At 62.6% G+C, this 24,555-nt stretch carries 22 protein-coding genes; 15 read left to right on the top strand and 7 right to left on the bottom strand.

The features are described from left to right. The first annotated feature begins 89 nt into the window (after positions 1 to 89). Both kynA and phhA read left to right on the top strand, forming a co-directional pair. A complete protein-coding gene (gene kynA, locus GA0071312_RS07390; protein WP_074444432.1) occupies positions 90 to 908 on the top strand; it encodes a tryptophan 2,3-dioxygenase in 819 nt (272 codons plus the stop codon). A gap of 121 nt (positions 909 to 1,029) precedes the next feature. Then, on the top strand, positions 1,030 to 1,896 hold the full coding sequence (gene phhA, locus GA0071312_RS07385; protein WP_074444431.1) for a phenylalanine 4-monooxygenase: 867 nt from the start codon (positions 1,030 to 1,032) through the stop codon (positions 1,894 to 1,896). Between the two features lie 17 nt (positions 1,897 to 1,913). Here the strand turns inward: phhA and GA0071312_RS07380 are convergent, their stop codons facing one another. Beyond that, entirely contained in the window at positions 1,914 to 2,996 is a 1,083-nt protein-coding gene (locus tag GA0071312_RS07380; protein ID WP_074444430.1) for a flagellar biosynthesis protein FlhF, read from the bottom strand. Positions 2,997 to 3,298: 302 nt separating this feature from the next. Between GA0071312_RS07380 and GA0071312_RS07375 the strand changes: the two genes are divergently transcribed. After that, positions 3,299 to 4,771: a phospholipase D-like domain-containing protein gene (locus tag GA0071312_RS07375; RefSeq protein WP_074444429.1), complete on the top strand. Its 1,473-nt coding sequence runs from the start codon at positions 3,299 to 3,301 to the stop codon at positions 4,769 to 4,771. Here GA0071312_RS07375 and GA0071312_RS19640 read toward each other — a convergent pair. Continuing rightward, positions 4,757 to 5,263: a hypothetical protein gene (locus GA0071312_RS19640; protein ID WP_131817739.1), complete on the bottom strand. Its 507-nt coding sequence runs from the start codon at positions 5,261 to 5,263 to the stop codon at positions 4,757 to 4,759. The genes GA0071312_RS07375 and GA0071312_RS19640 overlap by 15 nt on opposite strands. Before the next feature lie 150 nt (positions 5,264 to 5,413). Between GA0071312_RS19640 and GA0071312_RS07370 the strand changes: the two genes are divergently transcribed. Beyond that, positions 5,414 to 5,668, top strand: a complete 255-nt coding sequence (locus GA0071312_RS07370; RefSeq protein WP_074444428.1) for a GlsB/YeaQ/YmgE family stress response membrane protein — start codon at positions 5,414 to 5,416, stop codon at positions 5,666 to 5,668. Between the two features lie 639 nt (positions 5,669 to 6,307). Here the strand turns inward: GA0071312_RS07370 and GA0071312_RS19635 are convergent. Beyond that, on the bottom strand, positions 6,308 to 6,550 hold the full coding sequence (locus tag GA0071312_RS19635) for a hypothetical protein (RefSeq protein ID WP_131817738.1): 243 nt from the start codon (positions 6,548 to 6,550) through the stop codon (positions 6,308 to 6,310). Positions 6,551 to 6,655: 105 nt separating this feature from the next. Here GA0071312_RS19635 and GA0071312_RS07360 point away from each other — a divergent pair, with 105 nt between their 5' ends. Continuing rightward, the gene (locus GA0071312_RS07360; protein ID WP_074444426.1) at positions 6,656 to 9,130 is read left to right on the top strand and encodes a heavy metal translocating P-type ATPase; all 2,475 of its coding nucleotides are present in this window, start codon (positions 6,656 to 6,658) and stop codon (positions 9,128 to 9,130) included. Next, entirely contained in the window at positions 9,130 to 9,585 is a 456-nt protein-coding gene (gene cueR, locus GA0071312_RS07355; RefSeq protein ID WP_074444425.1) for a Cu(I)-responsive transcriptional regulator, read from the top strand. The genes GA0071312_RS07360 and cueR overlap by 1 nt, the downstream gene beginning before the upstream one ends. Here the strand turns inward: cueR and GA0071312_RS07350 are convergent. Then, positions 9,535 to 10,110, bottom strand: coding sequence for a Yip1 family protein (locus GA0071312_RS07350; protein ID WP_074444424.1), 576 nt, complete (start codon positions 10,108 to 10,110; stop codon positions 9,535 to 9,537). The genes cueR and GA0071312_RS07350 overlap by 51 nt on opposite strands. A 157-nt stretch (positions 10,111 to 10,267) precedes the next feature. On the opposite strand from GA0071312_RS07350, the gene GA0071312_RS07345 reads away from it, so the two are divergent. The 8 genes from GA0071312_RS07345 (at position 10,268) to GA0071312_RS07310 (ending at position 19,340) form a co-directional block, all read left to right on the top strand. Next, positions 10,268 to 10,921 (top strand): tetratricopeptide repeat protein, encoded by a 654-nt coding sequence (locus GA0071312_RS07345; protein WP_083204414.1) that lies wholly within the window; start codon positions 10,268 to 10,270, stop codon positions 10,919 to 10,921. A gap of 122 nt (positions 10,922 to 11,043) precedes the next feature. Beyond that, positions 11,044 to 12,687 (top strand): GMC family oxidoreductase, encoded by a 1,644-nt coding sequence (locus tag GA0071312_RS07340; protein WP_074444423.1) that lies wholly within the window; start codon positions 11,044 to 11,046, stop codon positions 12,685 to 12,687. Positions 12,688 to 12,794: 107 nt separating this feature from the next. Further along, the gene (locus GA0071312_RS07335) at positions 12,795 to 13,154 is read left to right on the top strand and encodes a hypothetical protein (protein ID WP_074444422.1); all 360 of its coding nucleotides are present in this window, start codon (positions 12,795 to 12,797) and stop codon (positions 13,152 to 13,154) included. An 87-nt stretch (positions 13,155 to 13,241) separates the two neighbouring features. Continuing rightward, positions 13,242 to 14,786 carry a YifB family Mg chelatase-like AAA ATPase gene (locus tag GA0071312_RS07330; RefSeq protein ID WP_074444421.1) on the top strand — a complete coding sequence of 515 codons (1,545 nt, stop codon included), beginning with the start codon at positions 13,242 to 13,244 and terminating at the stop codon, positions 14,784 to 14,786. A 480-nt stretch (positions 14,787 to 15,266) separates the two neighbouring features. Next, positions 15,267 to 15,488, top strand: coding sequence for a hypothetical protein (locus tag GA0071312_RS07325; protein WP_074444420.1), 222 nt, complete (start codon positions 15,267 to 15,269; stop codon positions 15,486 to 15,488). Positions 15,489 to 15,821: 333 nt separating this feature from the next. Beyond that, a complete protein-coding gene (locus GA0071312_RS07320; RefSeq protein ID WP_074444419.1) occupies positions 15,822 to 17,279 on the top strand; it encodes a LutB/LldF family L-lactate oxidation iron-sulfur protein in 1,458 nt (485 codons plus the stop codon). Continuing rightward, the gene (locus GA0071312_RS07315) at positions 17,279 to 17,971 is read left to right on the top strand and encodes a LutC/YkgG family protein (RefSeq protein ID WP_074444418.1); all 693 of its coding nucleotides are present in this window, start codon (positions 17,279 to 17,281) and stop codon (positions 17,969 to 17,971) included. The genes GA0071312_RS07320 and GA0071312_RS07315 overlap by 1 nt, the downstream gene beginning before the upstream one ends. 151 nt (positions 17,972 to 18,122) lie before the next feature. Next, complete coding sequence (locus GA0071312_RS07310) at positions 18,123 to 19,340, top strand: NADP-dependent isocitrate dehydrogenase (RefSeq protein ID WP_074444417.1); 1,218 nt, start codon at positions 18,123 to 18,125, stop codon at positions 19,338 to 19,340. Between the two features lie 314 nt (positions 19,341 to 19,654). Here GA0071312_RS07310 and GA0071312_RS07305 read toward each other — a convergent pair whose 3' ends face one another. The 3 genes from GA0071312_RS07305 to GA0071312_RS07295 all read right to left on the bottom strand — a co-directional run bounded on the left by GA0071312_RS07305 (position 19,655) and on the right by GA0071312_RS07295 (position 23,038). Continuing rightward, positions 19,655 to 20,383 carry a hypothetical protein gene (locus GA0071312_RS07305; protein ID WP_131817737.1) on the bottom strand — a complete coding sequence of 243 codons (729 nt, stop codon included), beginning with the start codon at positions 20,381 to 20,383 and terminating at the stop codon, positions 19,655 to 19,657. 195 nt (positions 20,384 to 20,578) lie between these two features. Further along, entirely contained in the window at positions 20,579 to 21,784 is a 1,206-nt protein-coding gene (locus GA0071312_RS07300; protein WP_074444054.1) for an IS256 family transposase, read from the bottom strand. Positions 21,785 to 22,246: 462 nt separating this feature from the next. After that, a complete protein-coding gene (locus tag GA0071312_RS07295; protein WP_083204413.1) occupies positions 22,247 to 23,038 on the bottom strand; it encodes a DUF3800 domain-containing protein in 792 nt (263 codons plus the stop codon). Between the two features lie 353 nt (positions 23,039 to 23,391). On the opposite strand from GA0071312_RS07295, the gene GA0071312_RS07290 reads away from it, so the two are divergent. Then, positions 23,392 to 24,555, top strand: coding sequence for a M20 aminoacylase family protein (locus GA0071312_RS07290; protein ID WP_074444414.1), 1,164 nt, complete (start codon positions 23,392 to 23,394; stop codon positions 24,553 to 24,555).

Raw genomic sequence — 24,555 nt, 5'->3', positions numbered from 1 at the left:
GCTTCCACATGATATTTTAAGCTTTAAATATCTCGTGACAACAGGCGGGCGGACAATCCGCGCGAAGCCGCCTGCAAGGAGCAGCGTAGATGAGCAGCGACGGCGTCCATACCGATTTTACCAAGGCCATGTCCTATGGCGATTATCTCGATCTCGACACGCTGCTCTCGGCGCAGAATCCGCTCTCGGACCAGCATGACGAGCCACTCTTCATCGCCATCCACCAGGTCCAGGAATTGTGGATGAAGCTTTTCCTGCACGAGCTCGATTTCGCGATGGCCCGCATCCGCGAAGACGATCTGCGCCCCGCCTTCAAGGCGCTGGCGCGCTGCGGGCGCATCCAGGAGCAGCTGGTGCGCGCCTGGGACGTGCTTGCCACCATGACGCCCGCCGATTACCTCGCCTTCCGCGACAAGCTCGGCCATTCCTCCGGCTTCCAGTCGTTCCAGTACCGCATGATCGAGTTCAAGCTCGGCGCCAAGAAGGAACTGATGCTGCGCCCGCATGCCCATAAACCCGAGCGCCACGATCCGCTCAAGGCCGCCTATGACGCGCCCTCGATCTATGATGAGGCCATGCGACTCATGGCCCGGCGCGGGCTCGCGATCCCCGAATCGGTGCTGAACCGCGATGTGCGCGAGCCGCATGCCTACAATGCCGGGACCGCCGCGATCTGGGAGAAGGTCTATCGCGAATCGCAGACATATTTCGATCTCTACGAACTCGCCGAGGAACTCGTCGATCTCGAGGACCTGATGCGGCAATGGCGCTTTCGCCATGTGACCGTGGTGGAGCGCATCATCGGCATGCGCATGGGCACCGGCGGCTCGTCGGGGGTGGGTTATCTCAAAAGCGTCCTCGACCATGCTTTCTTCCCGGAATTGTGGGGCCTGCGGACGCGGCTTTGAGGGCCCAGTGCAGGTCATGAAGTGACCGATATGGAGCGATTTGCGCCCATAATCGTCTGATAATGACATCTGATCTGGTTTATTCTCTCGTCAAACACATGATCACGAGAGGAGAACGCCCATGTCGTCCGCCATCCTCAGCGAAACCGACAAGGACCATCCGTGCCATTACCTGCGCGATCAGGGTTTTGCGGATTACACGCCGGAAGATCACGCCACCTGGGCGGCCCTGGCACGACGCCAGCGCGCGGTCCTGCGCGGGCGCATCTGCGACAGTTTTCTCGAAGGCCTCGACGCGCTGGGAATCTCCGATGAGGGTATTCCGGATTTCCGGGTGATGAATGCCCGTCTGCGCGCGACCACCGGCTGGGAGGTCGTCGCCGTGCCCGGGCTGGTGCCGGACATCACCTTCTTCACCCTGCTGGCCGAGCGCAAGTTCCCGGCCGGCTACTGGATCCGCAAGCCCGAGCAGATCGATTATATCGAGGAACCGGACATCTTCCATGACGTCTTCGGCCATGTGCCGCTGATCATGCAGCAGGTCTATGCCGATTATCTGGAGGCGTACGGCAAGGCCGGGCTCGTGGCGGCGCGCCAGGGCACGCTGCACCGGCTGGCGCGGCTCTACTGGTACACGGTCGAATTCGGCCTCGCCCGCACGGAGCAAGGCCTGCGCATCGTCGGTGCCGGCATCGCCTCCTCGCCATCGGAGACGGTATTCTCGCTGGAGAGCGAATCACCCAACCGCGTCGGCTTCGATCTCGGTCGCGTCATGCGCACGAACTACCGGATCGACGATTTCCAGGAGACCTATTTCGTCCTCGACAGCCCGGATGCCTGGCCGGCGCTCGATCTCGAAGAGTTGATCCCGCTCTGGCGAGAACTCGATCGCCAAGGCGATCTCGCACCGGCTGATCTCCTGGAGAGCGACATGATCCTGCATCGCGGCGACGGCGGTTATCACGCGGCCAAGCGTGATGCAGCCTGAACCGGGGCCCGCGTCAGTCAGTGAGGGCCCTGAATCAGGGGAGGCATCTCTTCCGGCTGTACGGGCGTGAGGCTTTCGGCTTCGAGAGCCTCACGCGCCTTGGCGAGGCGGATCTCGGCGATGTCGAGGCGGGCCTGGACGGCGAAGATGCGTGCCTGGGCGTCGCGCTGGGCCTCGTTGATGCGCGCCTGCATTTCCGCATCCTTCCGCGCGAGCGCGTCTTCGCGCGCGGCCAGCGTTTCTTCGAGACTGGTGAGATGCTGACGTGATTCCGCGCGATGGCGGGTGAGTGCTTCCTGTGCCGCATCGGCTTCGGCCTCGGCGGCGGCGATGCGCTCCTTCATGATGGCGAAAGCACGCGCTGCGCGTTCCTCGATATCGGCGCGCGTGGCTTCCGCCACTTCGGCGCGCTGCTCGGCAGCTTGCGCCCGACGGCTGGCCTCATCGAGGCGTTTTTGCATCTCGGCGAGGCGTGATTGCGCCTCGTTGGCGAAGCGCCGCGCCTCACCAACGAGCGAATGCGTTTCCGCAAGACGGCCCTCGGCCTCGTCCGCACGCCGCTCGGCCTCGGAGAGCGCCTCGGCATGCCGGTTGACCGCCGCCTCGGTCGCAACAAGCCGCTCCTCGTTCTGTCGCAATCGCTGCGCGATAGCCTCTGCGCCCTCGAGCGGATTGCGCTTTTGCGCAACCGGTTGCGCAAAAGATCGCGAAGGAGGCTCTGAGGCGGGCTGTGACGCGCGTTGCGCAGAAGCAGTCCGTGCACAAGCGGCTTGCTGCGCGGGGACCTTGCTCGCGACACTCGGAGCCGCCGCCCGGGCCGGGCTCGTTTCCGCCTGATGCCCGGAATCGACCCGCCGGCTCGCCTGCGCATCGCGCATCGCGGCTTCGGCGAGACGCTCGGCCAGCCAGGCCGCCGGCGCGTTGCGCCAGCGCTCGAATTCTGCATCACGGGGCGTGCGCTGACCTGCCGGGGCAGGCTGCGCCGTGGAAACCCGCGCCGGCGCGGGGCGCGAAGCGATGTCGCCTCCGCGCACCACGGCAGCGGGTTTGCCGGCAATGCCGGTTCCGTTCTGACGGGCAGCGGTTCCCACTGTCGGCATGGCGCAATCCTCGCTCGGCCTCAACATGCGCCGCCTGAGCACGACGCAACGTAAATGTGAATCGTTTCTGAATGATCAGCGTTAAAATTCGATTAAAAAGCCTTAATTATAAGTTGTATTTTAATACAACTTAAGATAATATATACAATCAAAAATAAGTTTTCTACGCTCCATCTTCCGCAATCCTTGCAGGCGTCCGGCATTTCCATCCGCGATCGGTGGCATGCATTCCTGTGCAGGAATCGGCTCCGGGCGCGCATTAGGGTTGTACTCACCTGCAAAAAACCGTCTACGCTCGGGATATGGAATGGCTTCTGGATCTCTACTGGCCGCATCTGACCTTCGCGGCAGGCCTGATCATCGGGCTCGCGGCGGCCTTGCATGCGGCCATGACCAAGGACGATGTGCGCGCCGCCCTCGGTTGGGTCGCGGTGGTGCTGTTCTCGCCGTTCCTTGGTGCCTTCTTCTATCTCGTGGCCGGAATCAACCGGGTTCGGCGCGAAAGTGTGCAACGCCGACGCCGGCGCCGTAATCGTCCGCGCGACGCCCATGAAGAAGCGGCGCTGTCCGGGTCGATCACGGTTCCGGCACTGGGGCGGCTCGGTGACAATGTTTCGCCCTTCCGGCTGAAACCGGGCAACCGCGTCACACCGCTATCGGGTGGCGATGAGGCCTATCCGGCCATGCTGGAGGCGATCCGCAGCGCAAGGCGCTCCATCGCTCTGGCGAGCTACATCTTCGACCATGACGCAGCCGGCCTCGCCTTTGTCGAGGCACTGGCCGAGGCGCGGGCGCGGGGGGTGCAGGTGAAGGTGCTGATCGACGGGGTGGGCTCGCGCTATTCGCGTCCGCCCGTCACCCGTGTCCTGGCATCGAAGGGGGTCGATACGGCCTTGTTCATGAGCAGCCTGTCAGGCCTGCGGCTCGCCTATGCCAATCTGCGCAGCCACCGCAAGATCATGATCGTCGATGGCGAGACGGGCTTTACCGGCGGCATGAACATCCGCGCCCATTTTCTCACCGGGGCCGCCGGGGGCAACGTGGCGCATGACACGCATTTCGAGGTCACGGGGCCGCTGATCGGCGAATTGATGACGATCTTCGCCGAGGATTGGGAATTCACCACCGGCGAGACGCTCAAGGGCGATGACTGGTTCGTGCATGACCGCGCCGAGCATGAACGCACCGAGCATCACCGCTCACCCCGTCGGGACGGCGTCGCCCATGCCGCGCCGGCGCGCGCCATACCGTCAGGCCCGGACGAAACCCTCGAATCGACCCATGCCATGCTCATCGGCGCGCTCGGTGAAGCGCGCGAGCGGGTGATGCTGGCCACACCCTATTTCCTGCCCGACCAGCAGCTCGTCGCCGCTTTCGGCGTCGCCGCACGGCGCGGTGTGTCGGTCGATATCGTGATTCCGCTGGCCAACAATCTCAAGCTTGTCGATTACGCCATGACGGCCCAGCTCGATCAGATCCTGCGCCATGGCTGCCGCGTCTGGCGCGCGCACGGGCCCTTCGATCACTCCAAGCTCTTCACGATAGACGGGGTCTGGAGCTATCTCGGCTCCTCCAATATCGATCCGCGCAGCCTGCGGCTGAATTTCGAGCTCGATGTCGAGGTCCATGATCCCGCGCTTGCCGGCTGGATCGAGGCGCGGCTGCATGCGCGGATCGGCGATGCGGTGCCCGAAACGCTCCAAAGCCTCGCCGCCCGCCCCGCCTGGCAACGCGTGCGCAACCGTCTGGTCTGGCTGGCATCACCATATTTGTGAAACGGTTGAAATTATGAAACACCATATTTCAGAAAATTTAAAATAAAACAATACTGTAATTAAAATAAACAAATAGAAACACCAATTATCAAATCTTAAAAAATTAGTTTTTAAATATTTATAGTAATCTTTATTTTTGAATTTTTCTGGATATAATGGTCTTTTGTATCCTTTTATATTAGAATGACTCTCTGACAACGGAGTTCTGCCGATAATTTCAGAAATTTCTTGCATAGTTATAATAAAAACATCCTTATAACTGTTTACCATTGTGTCAATGAAGTAGAAAGTTAAAATAAAACCAAAAATTATCCAAATACTAACATCAAAATCAGGCCTTGTTGCAGCAATTATCGATCCAGCCACGAGGGTAACGACCCACGCCCTGATTTTAAACGTGATCGCATCCAGCCCCCGAATACCACTCTCGCATTGCCGCCACTCCTCCATCATAACTTGAAATCGTTGCTCGTCGCTCAGCAGCATGACCATGAGGCGCCAACCTTCCAAGAAGCAATTTTTAATAGAAGATATGCTGATCATGCACCTGTCAACACGAAATCGGCCGCGGGCCGGGTAACGGGGCTGTGCCGGCGCGTCGCTTTTGCTACAACGGGTTCAGTGAAAAGAAGGAGCCCCGCCATGGGAATCGAAAGCCTCGTCATTTTCCTCATCATCGGCGCGCTTGCCGGCTGGATCGCCGGCGCGCTGGTGCGTGGCTCCGGCTTCGGCATTCTCGGAAACATGGTGCTCGGCATTCTCGGCGCTTTCGCCGCCGGCCTGATCCTGCCGCAACTCGGCTTCACCGTCGGCGGCGGCTTCCTCGCTGCCCTGATCCACGCCACCCTCGGCGCCGTCATCCTGCTGGTGCTGGTGCGGCTCGTGAAGCGAATGTGAGGCACAACCCCGCATGAAGCGCTCGCCGGAACGCCGCTCTCCCGCCGTGGTTTATGGACCGGAGAGATGGTGAACACTTTGAGGCATGTGCAGGAAGGGTTCGCGCATACCCTTTCAGGAGTGTTCGATTGTGGATCAACGCGAGGAATTTTGCCGTCTGGCCTGTGTTCTGGGGCAAATATTCGTCAGTTGTGTCGGCGTTTCGCAGGAGCCCCGGCGTCAGGCGACAAGCGGCTTTTGCGCCCGGAGCGGGCCCCTATCATCCCATGACCCTGCTCGACGAGCATTCGCGTTACGCACTGACGCACACGTTTCGCCGCTACGGATTGCCGCTGCGCATCCTCGCCGACAATTGGCGCCGCGGGCAACCGCAGGCCAGGGGCGCGATACGGCGTTCGGCTTATGGTTGATAGATCTGGGCGTCCGGATCATGCACGGCAGGCCATGGCATCCACAGACCCAAGGCAAGGAAGAGCGCTTCCACCGCATCCTCAAGACCGGGCTGCTCGACGGCTACAGCTCCCCCAGCATTCCCCGGCACCAACGCGCATTCGACAGCCCGCGCCATGCCCGAGACCATCGCGGAGCCGGAATATCAGCCGCAGCCCCATGTCCGCAAGGTCTACGATAAGGGCTGGTTCAGCTTCCGGGGGCCGCACCCATGCCTGTCCGCGCGCCTTCATCGGAAAGCGCATCGCATTGCGCCATACTGACGACGAGCAGATCCTCGACATCTGCTACAGAAGCCCAATCCTGACGCAGATCAATCTGCGTCAGGGCAAACCGCGAGCCGTTCACGATGCCCCCGAAAACCCCTGCACCTTGTCTCCAGTCTGTACAGCGGGGGTGGTGGGGCTTGTAGCCTTGATGCAGGAAGCGCATGCAGATTCCCCCCCGCCCCGCGCGCTTGACCTTCCCATGGTGGGAGGGTCTATACATGTCCTCAGATGACGAAATGCGCCGTAAACGCGCCAGCCGGGAGCTGACATGGATCTCGCCACACGCAGCGATACGCTGACCAAAGCCACCGACGCGCAGGCCACTGCACGTCTGCGCCTGCCCGTCTCGGGCATGACCTGCGGCTCCTGCGTGCGCCGGGTCGAGACGGGGCTGGAGCGGCTCGAAGGGACCGGCGAGATCGCCGTCAATCTCGCAGGCGAGCATGTCGATATCGCCTATGATCCCGCCCGCCTGGCGCCGCATGACCTCGTCGAGGCGGTGGAAGCCGCCGGTTACGACGTGAAGCTGCGCGAAGTCGATCTCGCGCTGGAAGGCATGACCTGCGGCTCCTGCGTGGCGCGGGCGGAAAAGGCGCTTCTCGCCACGCCGGGCATGATCTCGGCCTCGGTCAATCTCGCCACGGAACGCGCCCGCGTCACCGTGGCGGAGGAAGCTGTCATCGACGAGGCGATCCGCGCCGTCTCGGATGCCGGCTATGAAGCGCAGCGCGTCTCGCAGGACGAGCCCGGTGCCGGCGCCCCCGCCTATCCCGACGACAATCGCGAGAAGCTCCATCTCGCCATCGGCATCGTGCTCTCCGCGCCGCTGGTCCTGCCGATGCTCGGCATGCCCTTCGGCTATCACTGGATGCCGCCGGGCTGGGTGCAGGTGCTTCTCGCGACGCCGGTCCAGTTCTGGCTCGGCGCGCGCTTTTACGTCTCCGGCTGGAAGGCCCTGAAAGCCGGCACCGGCAATATGGAGCTGCTCGTCGCCATGGGCACGAGTGCCGGCTATTTCCTCTCGCTCTACATGCTGATCGGCTACTGGCTGTCACCGCATGCCGGCATGGGGCATGAGCCGGAATATTATTTCGAAGCGGCGGCGGTGATCATCACGCTGATCCTGCTCGGCAAGTTTCTCGAGGCGCGGGCCAAGCGCAAGACGGCGGATGCCGTGCGCGCTCTCGCGGCGCTTCGCCCCGACACCGCCCGCCTGCGCCGCGACGGTGAGGACGCCATCGTCCCGATCGCCCAGGTGCGCGCCGGCGATATCGTCGTGGTGCGCCCCGGCGAGCGGGTTCCCGTCGATGGCAGGATCCGCGAGGGCGAGAGCGAGATCGACGAATCCATGGTCACCGGCGAAAGCCTGCCCGTACATCGCGAGGAAGGCGCGCGGGTGATCGGCGGTTCGATCAACGGCTCGGGCCGGCTCATCGTCGAGACCACCGCGATCGGGCAGGACACCACCCTGTCGCGGATCATGAAGCTGGTCGAGGGCGCGCAGGCCTCGAAGGCGCCGATCCAGAAGCTCGTCGACAAGGTCGCGGCGATCTTCGTCCCCGTCGTGGTGGTGATCGCTGCCATCACGCTCGTCACCTGGCTCGTCATCGACGGTGATGTCGAGAAGGCCATCGTCACGGCCGTGACGGTGCTCGTCATCGCCTGCCCCTGCGCGCTCGGCCTCGCCACGCCTACCGCGATCATGGCGGGAACCGGTGCCGCAGCCAGCAACGGTATCCTGATCAAGGATGCCGAAATGCTGGAACGCGCCCATGCGATCCGCGCCGTCGCCTTCGACAAGACCGGCACGCTGACGCTCGGCAAGCCGGCGCTTGCGGGATTCACGCTGGTGGCGGGAGGTGATGAAGGCGCATCCGACGACCTCCTCGCCGCCGCCGCCGCCCTGCAGGAGGGCAGCGAGCATCCGCTGGCCGGCGCCGTGGTGACGGCTGCGAAGGAGAAGGGCCTCGCCCTGCCGCAGGCGCAGGCGGTGAAGGCCGTTCCCGGACGCGGCATCGAGGGCAGCGTTGGCGATGCGCGCTACGCCATCGGAAGCGCCCGCCAGATGGCGGATCACGGCATCACCCTCGACGATCTCGCGGCTGCCGCGCAGGAAGAAGCCGCGCGCGGGCGTTCGATCTCCTACATGGCGCGCATCGACGGCACGGCCCGGCTCGTCGCCTGGATGAGCTTTGCCGACCAGCCGCGCGAGAGCGCCCGCGCCGCCGTGGCGAAGCTGCGGGAAATCGGCATCACCAGCATCATGGTCACCGGCGACAACGAAGCCGCCGCCCGCGCCATCGCCCGGGAGATCGGCATCGACGAGATCCGTGCCGAGGTGGCGCCGGAGGACAAGGCGCGCATCGTCACCGAACTGCGCGCAATCCACGGCGCCATCGCCATGGTGGGGGATGGCGTCAACGATGCGCCGGCACTCGCGGCCGCCGATCTCGGCATCGCCATGGGCTCGGGCACCGATGTCGCCATGGAGGCGGCGGGGATCACGCTGATGCGCTCGGATCCACTCGCCGTCGCCGACGCCCTCGACGTGTCGCGGCGCACCCGCTCCAAGATCAAGCAGAACCTGTTCTGGGCCTTCGTCTACAATACCGGCGGCATTCCGCTCGCGGCATTCGGCCTGCTCAACCCGATCATCGCCGGCGCGGCCATGGCGTTCTCCAGCGTCAGCGTGGTCTCGAATGCCCTGCTGCTGCGGCGCTGGAAACCGGCGGGAGGGCGCTGATGCGCATCGGCGAAGCAGCGACGCGCTCAGGCGTGAGCGCCAAGATGATCCGGCACTACGAGAGCATCGGCCTGCTCGCCCCGGCCCCGCGGCGCGACAACAGCTATCGCGATTTCGACGCCCGCGACGTGCATGATCTGACCTTCATCCGCCGCGCGCGCGATCTCGGCTTCTCGATCGAGGAGATCGGGCGCCTGCTCGCCCTGTGGCGCGACCGCGACCGGCCGAGCCGGGAGGTGAAGGAGATTGCACAGGCGCATGTCGCCGATCTCGAGGCACGCATTGCCCGCATGCAGGACATGGTCGAGACCCTTCGCCATCTCTCCGAGGCCTGCGCGGGCGACGAGCGTCCCGATTGCCCGATCCTTACCGGCCTTGCGGGTGAGAAGACGAAGGCTGCGGGCTCACACGCGGGCCAGCCCGATCAGGCCGATCAGGGCGCCGATCAGCGCTGACAGCGTGATACCGATCAGGACCAGGAGCGCCGTCACCATCAGGGCGCGCCGTTGTGGCACGTTCATCACCGGCTGCAGGCCGGTATGGATGAGATAGACGGCATAGAGGCCGAGAAGCGTCAGGAATGACAGGGTCGGCATCAGGTTGAACACGCCGGCGAGCCAGGCTGGCGTCCAGGCATAGGCCACCACCTTGAACGCCGCCGCGCGGTCCCCGCTGCCACCGAAACGCGGAGCCAGCCAGGCCAGAACCAGCGCCATCACATAGATGGTGGCGAGCTGCATCGCATATTGGAACGCTCCCGAGATGACGGCCTGCCCGGGCTCCATGCGGATCACCCCCATGCCGGGCAGTTCGATACCGATGATCGAAGCGCCCAAAGCCGAGGCGATGGCGGGGATGGCGGCGAGCGGCATCACGTAACCGAGATAGATCGCCGCGATATTCGGCTCTTCCTGCGCGATACGCGGCCATTCTGCGCGCGGACGGGCGATGATGGCGGCGGCGCGTGTGATCAGATGCATCCTTACTCCTGCAGCTGGTTCGCACCCTGCCTCAAGGGCAGCAGCCTGTCGAGCGCGGCAAAAAACGTCGCGGGGTGCTGCCTGTCCGGGGTCGCTGCCCTAGATGATCATCATGTGTCGTCGCGATCACGACGATGGAGCGCTTGCAAAGGGTACCATGAAACTGGTCACGACGGGCAGACAGGATGGGCAATCGGGAGACGCACGTGCCGGCGACGCGCATTGCGATCCCTTCGACAGCGTGCTCGCACTGATCGCGCAAGCCTCGGCCCGGCGCGCGCATCTCGTCCTGCCCGTGGTCGACGCCGCCGCGCGTGATCCTGCCCTGCGCACGGCCAGGCGCCTCGCCAAACTCTTCGAGGATCTCGCCCAGACGCATCCCACGCGCCCGGTGGAGGAGATCGAGGACCTGGTCTGGGCCCTGTGGATCAGCCATCCCTCGAAGGCCGCCGAAGCGCTGATGACGCGTGGCATCGAGGCTTTCGCCGACGGGCGTCTCGCACAGGCGCGCGGGCATTTCGATGCGCTCGTCGCGGCCTGGCCCGATTGGGCCGAAGCCTGGAACAAGCGCGCGACGCTTGCCTATGTCGAGGGGCGCGACCGCGATGCCTGCCGCGACATCGCCCGTACGCTGGAACGCGAGCCGCGCCATTTCGGCGCGATTGCCGGTTTCGGCCAGATCTGCCTGCGGCGCACGCGTCCCTGCGAAGCGGCGATCGCGTTTCGCGCCGCGCTTGCGCTCAACCCCCATCTGCACGGCATCCGCGCCCTGCTCGACGAGATCTCCGGCGGCGCCGCGCGCATGCATTGAGGCACCGGCGCACAGCTTCGGTGCACGCTGCGACTTGCACATTCTCCCGTGGCGTCATCGCCCCGTCTCGCACTACCCTGCGGCAAAAGCACAAGGGATAACGCATTCGGGGAGGACAGCGCATGGCACGGGGCGCGGGCGATGGCGAAGACGCAATCTTGGAATTCGGAACTTTCGACGATATCGTCGTGGGAGCCGGTTCCGCCGGATGCGTTATGGCGAACCGGCTGTCGGCCGATGCGCAGAACAGGGTTTTGGTGCTCGAGGCCGGCGGGCGCGACAACTGGATCTGGTTTCACATCCCCGTCGGCTATCTCTTCGCGATCGGCAATCCGCGCGCCGACTGGATGTTTCGCACTGAAGCCGTCCCGGGACTGAACGGTCGCGAACTGGCCTATCCGCGCGGCAAGGTGATCGGGGGTTCCTCGGCGATCAACGCCATGATCTACATGCGCGGCCAGGCCGCCGATTACGACAACTGGCGCCAGCTCGGCCTGCCAGGCTGGGGCTGGGATGACGTTTTGCCGTTCTTCCACAAGCACCAGGATCACGTGCGCCCCGATGAGCATCATCGCGGCGGAGGTGAGTGGCGGGTCGATGACCCGCGCATGCGCTGGGAAATCCTCGACGCCATCGTCGCCGCCTGCGAGGCGGCGGGGATCGCGCGCACCCCGGATTTCAACCGGGGCGACAATGCCGGCGTGTCCTATTTCCAGGTCAACCAGAAGAACGGTCGGCGCTGGAGCGCGGCGCGCGGTTTTCTCAAGCCGGTGCTCGATCGCTCCAATCTCGCACTGGAGACGGGTGTACTCGTCGAGCGCGTGTTGATCGAGGAGGGCCGCGCCAGCGGTGTGATCTTCTCGCGCGATGGCCAGCGGTTCCTGGCGCGCTCGCGCGGTGAGATCGTCTTGTGCGCCGGCGCGGTGGCGACGCCCAAGCTGCTGGAGCTCTCCGGGATCGGCGCCGCTGAACGGTTGAAGGCGCTCGATCTGCCCGTCCATGCCAATCTGCCGGGTGTCGGCGAGAACCTGCAGGATCACCTGCAATTGCGCCCGATCTTCCGCGTCGAGAACGTGGCCACGCTCAATACCGAATATGCGCGCTGGTGGAAGCGCATCGGCATGGCGGCGGAATATGCGCTCTTGAGGCGCGGGCCCCTGACAATGGCTCCCTCGCAGCTCGGCGCCTTCGTCCGCAGCGGCCCGGAATACGAGACGGCGAATCTGCAATTCCACTTCCAGCCGCTCTCCCTCGACAAGTTCGGCGATACGCTCCACCCGTTCGGCGCCTTCACCGCGAGCGTGTGCAATCTGCGCCCGTCGAGCCGGGGGCATATCCATGCCGCCAGCCCCGATCCGCGCGCGGCGCCGGCAATCCAGCCGAACTATCTCGACACGGATGAAGACAAACGCGTCGCCGTCGCCGCGATCCGGCTGGCGCGGCGCATCGCGCAGCAGGAGCCCCTGGCAAAATATCGCCCGCAGGAATTCAAGCCGGGCGCCACCATCACCGATGACGATGCCCTGGCGCAGGTCGCCGGCGATATCGGCACCACGATCTTCCATCCGGTCGGCACCGCCAGGATGGGCGCGGATGACGAGACCGGCGCCGTGCTGGATGCGCGGCTGCGGGTGCGCGGGATCGCGGGCCTGCGCGTCGCCGACGCCTCTTCCATGCCGCGCATCACCTCCGGCAATACCAACTCGCCGACCATGATGATCGCCGAGAAGGGTGCGCAGATGATCAGGGAGGACAGAGGTGGGTGAAGGCTCGAGCGGGTGAGAAAAGGCTGTGCTTAAATAAAGATTCAAGAAGACCGGCTAATCTCCCCCCTCAATTTCGGGCGCATGCGCGCAGGCCGGAGGACAACGAGGTGGATGGGGAAACGAAAGCGGCAATCACACGCCTGGAGCTCGCCATCGATTCGCTCGCCGGCATGGTGGCCGGCTGCGCCGCCTATCTCACTGCACTCGACGAGGCCCGGCACGTGGACAAGCGCAAGGCTCTGGGCGTATCGCGGCGCTTCGTGCCCGACGGTCTGTCTGGCAATACCATGCATTCGCCCGCCGTGATCGCCCAGGCCATGATCGAGCAGATGGGTGATCTTTCGCACCAGCTCGCGACGGTGAAGGCGCGGGCCCAGGAGCAGGAAGCACTCAGCCGCCGTCCGCTGGCGCGCGACTGGCAGGGCCGCCCGCGCGAACTCAACCCCATGCTCGAGCGCAAGCGCTGAGAAAAACGCATATCCTCTGATGCAATATCTTGCTTTATGCAACCAATGACAATAGTTTCGCCCTGAAGGTTGCAGAGGGCGAAGGGCATGGTCACGCGCGTCGCGACGGTCGCGTTTGAAGGTATCGAGGCGCGCGCGGTTGATGTCCAGGTGCAGATATCGCCCGGCACCGTCGCCTTCACGATCGTCGGCCTCCCGGACAAGGCCGTCGGCGAATCGCGCGAGCGGGTGCGCTCGGCGCTGGTCTCATCCGGCCTCGCTCTGCCGAGCAAGCGCATCACCGTCAATCTCGCACCGGCCGACATGCCCAAGGAAGGCAGTCATTTCGACCTTCCGATCGCGCTCGGCGTCATGGCCGCGATCGGGGCCATCCCTTCCGATGCGCTTGAAGGCTTCACCGTGCTCGGTGAACTCGCCCTCGACGGCTCGCTCACCGCGGTGGCCGGGGTGCTGCCGGCGGCGATGGCGGCGCATGATCGCGGACAGGGTCTGATCTGTCCGGCGCCTTGCGGCCCGGAAGCCGCCTGGGCCTCTCCGGATATCGACGTCGTCGCCCCGCGCAACCTCATCCAGCTGGCCAACCATTTCAAGGGAAATCAGGTGCTGGGCCGGCCCGAGCCGGCGGTCGCCGCCATGGCCGGCACCCTGCCCGATCTGCGCGATATTCGCGGTCAGGAAAGCGCCAAACGGGCGCTCGAGATCGCGGCGGCGGGCGGCCATAATCTCCTGATGAACGGCCCGCCCGGTGCCGGCAAATCGATGCTCGCGCAGCGCCTGCCCTCGATCCTGCCGCCGCTGATGCCGCGTGAACTGCTCGAAGTCTCGATGATCCAGTCAGTGGCGGGACTGATCGCCGAGGGCAAGCTCAGCGACCGACGCCCGTTCCGCGCGCCGCATCATTCGGCCTCCATGCCCTCGCTCGTGGGCGGTGGTGCGAATGCCCGACCGGGAGAGGTCTCGCTCGCCCATCACGGCGTGCTCTTTCTTGATGAATTGCCGGAATTCCAGCCGCAGGTGCTCGACAGTCTGCGCCAGCCGATCGAGACCGGCGAGGTGATGATCGCACGGGCCAATCACCGTGTGACCTATCCCGCCCGCTTCCAGCTGATCGCGGCGATGAATCCGTGTCGCTGCGGCCAGGCCACGGAGCCGGGCCATGCCTGCCGGCGCGGCCCCAACGAGCGCTGCATGGCGCAATACCAGTCGCGCATTTCCGGTCCGCTGCTCGACCGTGTGGATCTGCTCATCGACGTCCCCGCCGTCACAGCTGCGGATCTGCTGCTGCCACCGGCGCAGGAAGGCTCGCAGGAGGTGGCGGCGCGTGTTGCCGCAGCGCGGTCGGCACAGCGCGCGCGTTATGCCGGGCTCGGTCTCGCCGAGATCACCACCAATGCATCCTGCCCCGGCAGTCTGCTCGAGGAAGTGGCGCGCCCGGATGCCGAGGGGCTGACGCTGCTGCGTGATGCATCGGAGGCGATGCGGCTGTCAGCCCGCGGCTTCCACAGGATCATGCGTGTGGCACGTACCCTGGCAGATCTCGACGGCGCAGCATCGGTCGGGCGGCTGCATATCGCCGAGAGTCTGTCCTATCGCAGCAAGGCCGGGCGCGGGCTGGCGGCGACGATCGGCTGAATGTGGGTTGGCGACACGAATCAGGTGCCACGGGGGCGAGTGCACGGCACATATCGGCAGGTTAATTAAAGGTTAATATTTTTATTCTTTACAATTTAAAGTAGCTATTACAGATATATCTTCTGTCTTCTGTGATCGTTTTGTAACAACCATGCGCAAAGAGCCGATTGAATCGCGAATTTTTGCTTTGGTGCACCGATAGACCACTTGATTTTCCCATGCAATCTTGAGACGATCGCCCCAGAATAAAATGATCGACAATAGCATGGATGATTCGAGGCCGTACAACCTTCGGAAGTGCAGGCAGAGGCCTTCCGATCAGGCATGAGAGGGATCAGCGCAGCATGGAACACTGCGCAGTTATCGGAGCGAACATGCCCGGAATCCAGGTCAAGAGACACTGCGAGGCAGTTCGACCCGCGCGCGGACCGGACGATATGGCGGGCCTTCAGCATGGCCTGCCGAGCGGGAAATCCAGAAATGTCAAAGCAGAATATCGAAACGGACTACCTCGAAGACATGCATGGCGAGGGTACCGACATCACCCTGACGCCAAGCGAGCTGCGCGCACTCTACCTCCTGCGAGAGAACCACGTTCAGGAACTGGTCGAAGTCGCCGTCATGCTGGATGATGGCCAGCGGCGCCTGGCTCTGCGCATGCTCAAGGCCATGGTCGAACACCGCCGCTCCATGCTCTCGTGAGATCGGGCGCGGCCATCTTGCCATTGTCACATGGACAGCATGCGGCAGCTTTCCCGGCGCGGTGATCGCACGCGGCAGGCTGGCGCGTTGCGGAGCATGTCAGGATCCGTGCCCTTGCAGCAGGCCCCTTCGTGGCGCGACGCTCTCATATCGCCATGAGAGCGTCGCGCCATGAGAGCTTGGCGCGACGCTGCGGCAACGCGCGCGTGGATATGGGCGCATGCGCCATTGCGCGCCTTGCGCCTGCGCCCTACCGTGGTTCCATGAGTTTTCCGGGCCAGCCGTGAAACAAGGGCCGGGCGGACCAGGGTAGAGGGCAGGAGGTAATCCGCGATGAGCGTTCATCCCACATCGCCGCAATTCAAGGCGAATGCCGGGCATGCACTGGCCGATGCCCAGCTCCAGCGCGCCATGGGCAATGTCAAGAAGGGCTTCATCGAGAAGCGCCGCGCGGCGGCCGACCGGCTGCCCGAATTCGAGGCGATGCGCGATTCGGCGCGCGACATCAAGGACCATACGCTGGCCCATCTCGATCTCTATCTCGAGCGTTACGAAGAGAAAGTGACGCAGGTGGGCGGGCATGTGCATTACGCCCGCGACGCGGCGGAAGCGCGCCAGATCATTCTCGACATCTGCAAGGCGCAGGACGCGAAGACCGTCACCAAGGGCAAGTCGATGATCTCCGAGGAGATCGGCATCAACGCCTATCTCGAGGCGGCGGGGATGCAGCCGGTCGAGACCGATCTCGGCGAGTACATCATCCAGCTGCGCAACGAGATGCCCTCCCACATCATCGCGCCGGCGGTGCATCTCAATGCCAGCCAGGTCGAAAGCGATTTCCGGCGGGTGCACAAGCATCTCGACAAGGAGCGTGATCTCTCGCAGCCGGTGCAGCTCCTGACCGAGGCGCGCGCCGTCCTGCGCGAGCGCTTTCTGGCGGCGGATGTCGGCATCACCGGCGCAAATTTTCTGGTCGCGGAGACCGGCAGCTCGATCATCGTCACCAATGAAGGCAATGGCGATCTGACGCAGACCTTGCCCAGGACCCATATCGTCCTCGCCTCGATCGAGAAGATCATCCCGACCCTCGATGACGTCGCCCAGTTGCTGCGCGTTCTGGCGCGCTCCGCCACGGGTCAGGATCTCAGCGTCTATACCACCTTCTCGACTGGCCCGCGTCGCTCCGGCGACGTGGACGGGCCGGAGAACTACCACGTCGTGATCCTCGATAACGGGCGCTCCTCGATGCTCGGTACCAGTTTCGAGGAGATGCTGCGCTGCATCCGCTGCGGGGCCTGCATGAACCATTGCCCCGTCTATCACGCCGTGGGCGGCCATGCTTATGGCTGGGTCTATCCCGGCCCGATGGGCGCGGTGCTGACGCCCTCGCTGATCGGCGTCGACAAGGGCGGACATCTGCCCAATGCCTCCACCTTCTGCGGGCGCTGCGAGAGCGTCTGCCCGGTGCGGATTCCGTTGCCGAAGATGATGCGACACTGGCGCGAACGCGAATTCGAGCGCCATCTCTCGCCGGCGACGGTGCGGGCGGGCCTGAGCTTCTGGGGCTATTTCGCCAAACGCCCGCGTCTCTACCGCTTCACCACGCGCCTCGCCATGGGCACGCTCGGCTGGCTCGGGCGCATCAAGGGCCAGCGCAAGGGCCGCTTCTCGCGCCTGCCCCTTGCCGGCGGCTGGACGCAATATCGTGATTTCCCCGCACCACAGGGCGCGACCTTCCAGGAACGCTGGCGGCGTGAGCAGGATGCCGGCAAGCGCAAGGAGGCGGCGTGATGGCGGCGCGTGACGAGATCTTCACTACGATCCGCCGTTCGCTCGGCGTGCGCGGAGACGAGCGCACGCGGCTGGGCGTGGTCGAGGACCGCCTCGCCCATGCGCCGAAAGGCCTGATTCCCCAACGCGGCCAGGTCTCGGGCGAAGCGCGCATCGCGCTGTTTGCGGAGCAGGCCGAGAGCGTGCAGGCGAGCGTGGCGCGGGTCGCCGACCGGTCGCAGGTGCCCGAGGCCATCGCCGCCTATCTGCGCGATCACAATCTTCCTGCGGAATTGCGCATGGGCGCCGATCCGCGCCTCGCCGGAATGCCCTGGGGCGAGACCAGTCTCTCGCTGAAGCACGGTGCCAGCGACGGCTCGGATGCCAATGCCGTCAGCCACGCCTATGGCGGCATCGCCGAGACCGGGACGCTGGTGATGGTCTCGGGCGCCGACAACCCGTCCACCCTCAATCTCCTGCCCGACAATCACATCGTCGTGGTCGATGCCGCCGGGATCGAAGGCGATTACGAGACCATGTGGGAGCGCCTGCGCGCCACCTACGGCAAGGGCGTGATGCCGCGCACGGTGAACTACATCACCGGCCCGTCGCGCTCCGGCGATATCGAGCAGACCCTGCTTCTGGGCGCGCACGGCCCGCGCCGGGTGCATATCGTCGTGGTGGGCGAGCCGGCTGCGGATGCGCACGCCTGAGCCGGGGCAGACCGGGCTCGCGCGGATGAAAACCGCTTTGCGCGTCGCATGCTCTTCCCCATTGCGCCTGCACGCGTTATGAGGCTGGCACGCTCGGGGGGCGCGCGCCGTCCCCCGCCCCGTTTTCGACTGCGCATTCACGAGGGAAGAGATGGCGAAAATCAAAGTCGCGAACCCCGTCGTCGAGCTCGACGGCGACGAAATGACCCGGATCATCTGGGACTTCATCAAGCAGAAGCTGATCCACCCCTATCTCGACATCGATCTGAAATATTACGATCTCTCCGTCGAGAGCCGCGACGCGACCGACGACCAGATCACGGTGGACGCCGCCAACGCGATCAAGCAATACGGCGTCGGCGTGAAATGCGCCACGATCACCCCCGATGAGGGGCGCGTCGAGGAGTTCGGCCTCAAGCAGATGTGGCGTTCGCCCAACGGCACGATCCGCAACATCCTCGGCGGCGTGATCTTCCGCGAGCCGATCATCTGCAAGAACGTGCCGCGCCTCGTCCCGGGCTGGACGCAGCCGATCATTGTCGGCCGCCACGCCTATGGCGACCAGTACCGCGCCACCGATTTCAAGGTCCCCGGCCCCGGCCGCATGACCGTGAAATTCGAGGGTGACGACGGCACGGTGATCGAGAAGGAAGTCTTCAAGTTCCCCGGCGCGGGCGTCGCCCTGTCGATGTACAATCTCGACGAATCGATCCGCGACTTCGCCCGTGCCTCGCTGAATTACGGCCTCAACCGCAAGTACCCGGTCTATCTCTCCACCAAGAACACCATCCTCAAGGCCTATGACGGGCGCTTCAAGGATCTGTTCCAGGAGGTCTACGAGGCCGAGTTCGCCGACAAGTTCAAGGCCGCCGGCATCACCTACGAGCACCGCCTGATCGACGACATGGTCGCCGCCGCGCTGAAATGGTCGGGCGGCTATGTCTGGGCCTGCAAGAACTATGACGGCGACGTCCAGTCCGACACCGTCGCCCAGGGCTTCGGCTCGCTCGGCCTGATGACCTCGGTGCTGATGACGCCGGACGGCAAGACCGTCGAGGCGGAAGCGGCGCACGGCACGGTGACGCGCCATTACCGCGAGCACCAGAAGGGCAAGGAGACGTCGACGAATTCGATCGCCTCGATTTTTGCCTGGTCGCGTGGCCTCGCCCATCGCGCCAAGCTCGACGACAATGCCGCGCTCGCCAAATTCGCCGCGACCCTGGAAAAGGTCTGCATCGACACGGTCGAATCCGGTCACATGACCAAGGATCTCGCCCTCCTCGTCGGCCCGGACCAGCCCTGGCTCTCGACCACCGGCTTCCTCGACAAGGTCGACGAGAACCTTTCCAAGGCGATGGCGGCGGGTTGATCCCCGGCGCCGGACCCTGATCAAGGCACGCCGCAGCATCCACACGGGCGCTGCGGCGTTTGCGTCGTGACGGGCTTGCGCGACATTCCTATTTTATGGATTATTAGATGCTGCTGTGGTCGGTACCAGATGTTACATTAATCCATCGAGTGGGGCCCTTGGCCCCGGTTTTGTTTTCAGGGAAGATATTTATCCCGCATCTGGGAATCTTTCCAAACGACGACCTGTGGTGCCATTTGGAACACATATACGCGCGTGCGCTTATAAAAGGGGCAAGGCGGGGCATAGCGTACTCGCTTTATGTCGATTGATACTCAATGTTGAGGATCTTGTTTCTTAGGCAAAAATGCTTTTAACGCGCTAAGGGCACTCACGACCTGCTCCACGTCCTCTTGTGAGTTTAGGCTGCCAGCGAGGCGAATAGCATTCTTCGTGAAGCCGATATCAAATGGTGCCTCCGAGTGTGTTTGAGCAGCGACTGCTCCTGCCGTAATTTTTCGAGGCTGCCTTTCCACAGTATCAATCGGAGTTTGAGTGCCGTCCTCCTTTTCAAACTCGTCTTCAGAGATGGAGTCGTACCCCAGCACTTCCTTCTCTACAAAGTCAACAGTTCCGCGATAAGCGCGTATAGCGTTGTCAACCGCGCTCGGTAGAAACTTCTTTCGGTGCAGAAGGAACGACTTTATCGCGGCGTCGCTTGCACCGTTTGGAAACTGGTCCATTAACTCAGCGAACAGCGCCGGTCCCCTAGCAGCGCTTCGCAGCGCTTCTAGTCTCTCAGGATCACCGGGAATAGCCGCTATTATAGAAAGCGCCCGATCCGTTAACTTCATTCCCGAGGACCCACCTTCTATGAGCCCATATTTGGAAACGGCAGAGATAACGCCCAAAGACTTCCCGTTGAGGCTGCCATACCCCATGTGAGCCGCCATAACTTCCTTAGGCACCGTATTGAGATGATCCTCATCATATACAGATCGAACCTTTTCGATCGCCTCTGGTAGGCTGATCTGCGGGTATCGCGGGCTCCGGATTTTCGGCATGTCTACCCCCCTGTACCTGCTGTGCGTTTCGAGGATATAGCATTGCGTATAACTAGATACAATGTGGATTGTACGCGCATAGCGATTAAATTGTTTGACGTAGAAACGCGCCGCTTCTAATTTTGGGGTGTTAACGCGATTCGGAGGTCGCGTCCGTCAAGCTGGTGTAATTTTCTGGATGGCCTGAGGTCATGATCAGGCGGCTTTTGTGGTTATGCTGAGGATGGGATCGATCTCCTCCTTGTCGATCTGTGCGAATGCCTCGACCATCATGTAGCGGCTTGATGTCTGCCATTCGTCATTCTGCTCGAAGAGCACGGCGCCGATCAAACGCATGATGGATGCTTCATTGGGGAAGATCCCGACGACGTCGGCGCGTCGCTTGACCTCCTTGTTCAGACGTTCAATTGGGTTCGTGCTGTGCAGTTTGGTGCGATGCTGGCGCGGGAATGACATGTAGGCCAGCACGTCGTGCTCGCTGGCATCCATGAGATCGGCCAGTTTTGGCCAGCGCGGGCGCAGTTGCTCTGCGACCTTGCGCCAGGTTTCGCCGGCATGGGTGCGGTCGGGTTGATCGAAGGCCTGTCGGATGGCAGCGGCGACGACAGTATGCTGACCACGCGAGACATGGGCCAGGGCGTTGCGCATCCAGTGGACGCGACAGCGTTGCCAGGTTGCTTCGAAGACCCGGGCGATGGCGGCTTTGAGGCCTGTATGCGCGTCGCTGATGACCAGTCTGACGCCCCCCAGGCCGCGAACGCGCAGGGATCGAAGGAACTCGGTCCAGAATGTCTCGGCCTCGGACGGGCCGATACCGAGGCCGATGATCTCACGGCGTCCCTCGGTGTTGGCGGCCACGGCGATTATTGCGGCGACTGGTACGATCCGTCCGCCCTGGCGCACCTTCAGATAGGTGGCGTCGAGCCAGAGATAGGGCCATTCGCCGGTGAGCGGGCGGTTCAGGAACTCGCCGACACGTTCGTCGATGTCCTTGCACAGCTTCGACACCGTGCTCTTCGAAATGCCGCTCAGCCCCATGGCCTGCACCAGCTCATCGACGCGACGGGTCGAGACACCACTGATCCACGCCTCCTGGATGACGGCCACCAGCGCCTGTTCCGAGGTCTTGCGCGCTTCGAGAAAGCCCGGGAAGTAACTGCCTTGACGCAGCTTGGGAACCCGCAGGTTCAGCGTGCCCAGACGGGTATCGAGAGCGCGCTCTCGATACCCGTTACGCCACGTTGTGCGTTCGCCGCTGCGCTCGTGCTTGCCAGCGCCGATCAGGCCTTCGACATCCGCCTCCATGATCAGCTGCAGGACGGCCTCGGCAACGCTGCGCAGAAAGTCTCCCTGATCGTGCTTGGCCAGAAGTTCGGACAGGTCCATGTTCGTCTTGGTCATCGGGGTCTCCATGTGGTCCGGGGTTGAAGTCAGCAAACTCCACCTCGACCATACACCTCGATGGCCACCCAGGATCACACCGTTGACGGCACTGAAATTACACCAGCTCCTTGGACGCTACCCTGCCTTGCAGCTTCGGTTGGTATTTTCTTATCCTGGAAAGATGCGGTCGAAGACCAGTCTGCCGGCACCACCCCACTCCCACCCCGTGCCATCATGGCAACCCCGCGCGGGCAAAATTGCATCTGCGAAGGTGCGCAACCTCGATGCGTCCTGCGACCAAGCGTCTGGTTGTGGGGATATCCAACTGAAGCAAGTTTTTTTCTTGACTTCGTCATGATCCCCAAATTGCGCTTGACGAATCTCCGCGAGAATCCTATTTTCTCATTAATCCGATGCTACGGCGGTCGGTAGCAGATGGTACATAAATCCATCGAACGGGGCCTCTGGCCCCGTTTTTGTTTATGGCAATGTCTTTATGCCATAGCCTGTTATATTGCCGGATGCCGATCTATCGTATTTACTTTGGACAAGAATTATTGCGACCTGTTGAGCATAGTTCCCCAAGTTTACCGAATGGCCACTTACGTGTCGAATATGCATATGGCTCGGATGCGCGAGAAGGTCGGCCAATTGGAGGCCAGCAATATTGTTATCTTTATATCTAAATTTCAGATTTTTAGGTGGAATACGATAACAAATTTGCTCGGCTGGAAAATAAAAATTTCCTCTTGATCTTACGTCTGCATATGCGTTTTGCAGTTCTTCATCTTTTTTTCCTTTTCTGCCTTCAGGCATAATTTCCCCAAAGGCTTTTTTTCTTTCCAAAAAGCGTGCAAATTTCTCAACGATAATTTGCATGAGGTAATGATAAGGATGCTTTTCGCGCCAACGGAATTTCTTCGATGCTTCCAATTTATCAATCATTGCCGTAATTACGACATAGTCGCATTTTCGAAAGATTCTCAACATGGCGCGATCGAAAAGATCTGCCTTGAGAGGGTCGTTTAACACACCAAACGCCTGCTTACGCTGTACGATCTTTCGTCTGTGAAAAATTAACGGGTAGTCTGGATCATGTTCGAAAATGTTGTTCTTGATCCAATCGAATTTTGGCACGAGATCTTCGCGTGCAGCCTCGATAGTCATAGCAACACCAGTCAAACTAAGATAACGATTATTGTTATTCTCGATATCTCCCATGTCATCAGTTCCAACTTCATCAACATAAAGTCTATAAGTTGGGGCAATCATTAAAATTCCTCGTCGTTGAGTTGAAGCAAAAGATCGCCTTTATTGCGAAACGTAGTGCTAAATAAGCCTTTAATTTTAAAAAATAATATGCTCGTGTTTTCTGAAAAACAGAACTTCCGACTTATAATTGGCCTCAATTTGGCTTCTCGGAAAAACGAGAAAAATTGATACTGCCATATCCGCAACCACTGATTCGCAGTTCGATTACAATAAAAGCTACCACACCGATCTCACTCTGCCACCCCGCTCACACGCCGTGCCGACACGGCAAGCCCGCGCGGGAAAATCCGCGCTGCCACGGCGGAAGATCCCGATGTAGCATGGTCGCCTGACACGGTTTCAGGAGACAGCCCATGCCCGCCATCGCCCTCATCGAGAGCTATCAGGACGAACTCACCGAAATCCGCCGCGATCTGCACGCGCATCCCGAGATCGGCTTCGAGGAGACGCGCACGGCGGGGATCGTGGCAAAGACTCTGCGCGACTGGGGTGTCGACGAGGTGCATGAGGGCATTGCCGGGACCGGTATCGTCGGCATCATCCACGGCAAGCAGCCCGGCGAGCGCCGCATTGGCCTGCGCGCCGACATGGATGCGCTGCCGATCACCGAGACCACCAACCTGCCGTACTCCTCGCGCAATCCCGGCAGGATGCATGCCTGCGGCCATGACGGCCATACCACCATCCTGCTCGGTACAGCCCGCTATCTCGCCGCGACCCGCAACTTCGCCGGCACGGCGGTGCTGATCTTCCAGCCCGCCGAAGAGGGGCTCGGCGGTGCGCGCCGGATGATCGCCGAAGGCCTGTTCGAGCGCTTTCCCTGCGACGAGCTCTATGGTCTTCACAATGACCCCAACACCCCGCCGGGACGCATTCTCGGCAAGCCCGGCGCGGCCATGGCCGGGGCGAGCTTCTTCGACATCGTCATCGAGGGGACGGGCAGCCATGCGGCCATGCCGCACCAGTCGCGCGATCCGATCGTGATCGCGACACAGCTCGTGCAGCAATTGCAGACCATCGTCTCGCGCAACACGCCGCCCCTGCGCCCCGCAGTGCTCTCGGTCACGCAGCTCCATGCGGGCGCGGCCTATAACGTGGTGCCCGATTCCGCCACGCTGGCCGGCACGATCCGCTATTTCGACGATGCCGTGATTGCCATGATCGAGGAGCGCGTGCGCGCGGTCTGCGCGGGCATCGCAGCCGGATTCGGTGTCGAGGTGCGCGTCGATATCCGCAACGTGTTCGACGTGCTGATGAACGATCCCGAACTCACCGACGCCTATCTTGCGGCCGCTGCCGACGTGGTGGGCGCGGAAAACGCCGTGGTCACACCGGATCCGGCAACGGGCTCGGAGGATTTCGCCGACATGCTCAAGACCATCCCCGGATCGTATCTGCGCGTCGGCCATGCCGGGGACGTGCCCCTGCACAATCCCGGCTTCGTCCTCGATGACGGCATCCTGCCGATCGGTGCCTCGCTGATGGCGCGGATCATCGAGCGGCGGATGCCGGTTTGA

The sequence above is a fragment of the Saliniramus fredricksonii genome, assembly GCF_900094735.1.
Classification (GTDB): Bacteria; Pseudomonadota; Alphaproteobacteria; order Rhizobiales; family Beijerinckiaceae; genus Saliniramus; species Saliniramus fredricksonii.
This window is presented reverse-complemented; position numbering and strand designations above follow the sequence as displayed.

What these genes read in the sequence shown, in the direction of transcription:
- kynA (WP_074444432.1), top strand. Translation starts at nt 90, where the DNA reads ATGAGCAGCGACGGCGTCCATACCGATTTTACCAAGGCCATGTCCTAT.
- phhA (WP_074444431.1), top strand. Translation starts at nt 1,030, where the DNA reads ATGTCGTCCGCCATCCTCAGCGAAACCGACAAGGACCATCCGTGCCAT.
- GA0071312_RS07380 (WP_074444430.1), bottom strand. Translation starts at nt 2,996, where the DNA reads ATGCCGACAGTGGGAACCGCTGCCCGTCAGAACGGAACCGGCATTGCC.
- GA0071312_RS07375 (WP_074444429.1), top strand. Translation starts at nt 3,299, where the DNA reads ATGGAATGGCTTCTGGATCTCTACTGGCCGCATCTGACCTTCGCGGCA.
- GA0071312_RS19640 (WP_131817739.1), bottom strand. Translation starts at nt 5,263, where the DNA reads ATGGTCATGCTGCTGAGCGACGAGCAACGATTTCAAGTTATGATGGAG.
- GA0071312_RS07370 (WP_074444428.1), top strand. Translation starts at nt 5,414, where the DNA reads ATGGGAATCGAAAGCCTCGTCATTTTCCTCATCATCGGCGCGCTTGCC.
- GA0071312_RS19635 (WP_131817738.1), bottom strand. Translation starts at nt 6,550, where the DNA reads ATGCGCTTCCTGCATCAAGGCTACAAGCCCCACCACCCCCGCTGTACA.
- GA0071312_RS07360 (WP_074444426.1), top strand. Translation starts at nt 6,656, where the DNA reads ATGGATCTCGCCACACGCAGCGATACGCTGACCAAAGCCACCGACGCG.
- cueR (WP_074444425.1), top strand. Translation starts at nt 9,130, where the DNA reads ATGCGCATCGGCGAAGCAGCGACGCGCTCAGGCGTGAGCGCCAAGATG.
- GA0071312_RS07350 (WP_074444424.1), bottom strand. Translation starts at nt 10,110, where the DNA reads ATGCATCTGATCACACGCGCCGCCGCCATCATCGCCCGTCCGCGCGCA.
- GA0071312_RS07345 (WP_083204414.1), top strand. Translation starts at nt 10,268, where the DNA reads ATGAAACTGGTCACGACGGGCAGACAGGATGGGCAATCGGGAGACGCA.
- GA0071312_RS07340 (WP_074444423.1), top strand. Translation starts at nt 11,044, where the DNA reads ATGGCACGGGGCGCGGGCGATGGCGAAGACGCAATCTTGGAATTCGGA.
- GA0071312_RS07330 (WP_074444421.1), top strand. Translation starts at nt 13,242, where the DNA reads ATGGTCACGCGCGTCGCGACGGTCGCGTTTGAAGGTATCGAGGCGCGC.
- GA0071312_RS07325 (WP_074444420.1), top strand. Translation starts at nt 15,267, where the DNA reads ATGTCAAAGCAGAATATCGAAACGGACTACCTCGAAGACATGCATGGC.
- GA0071312_RS07320 (WP_074444419.1), top strand. Translation starts at nt 15,822, where the DNA reads ATGAGCGTTCATCCCACATCGCCGCAATTCAAGGCGAATGCCGGGCAT.
- GA0071312_RS07315 (WP_074444418.1), top strand. Translation starts at nt 17,279, where the DNA reads ATGGCGGCGCGTGACGAGATCTTCACTACGATCCGCCGTTCGCTCGGC.
- GA0071312_RS07310 (WP_074444417.1), top strand. Translation starts at nt 18,123, where the DNA reads ATGGCGAAAATCAAAGTCGCGAACCCCGTCGTCGAGCTCGACGGCGAC.
- GA0071312_RS07305 (WP_131817737.1), bottom strand. Translation starts at nt 20,383, where the DNA reads ATGCCGAAAATCCGGAGCCCGCGATACCCGCAGATCAGCCTACCAGAG.
- GA0071312_RS07300 (WP_074444054.1), bottom strand. Translation starts at nt 21,784, where the DNA reads ATGACCAAGACGAACATGGACCTGTCCGAACTTCTGGCCAAGCACGAT.
- GA0071312_RS07295 (WP_083204413.1), bottom strand. Translation starts at nt 23,038, where the DNA reads ATGATTGCCCCAACTTATAGACTTTATGTTGATGAAGTTGGAACTGAT.
- GA0071312_RS07290 (WP_074444414.1), top strand. Translation starts at nt 23,392, where the DNA reads ATGCCCGCCATCGCCCTCATCGAGAGCTATCAGGACGAACTCACCGAA.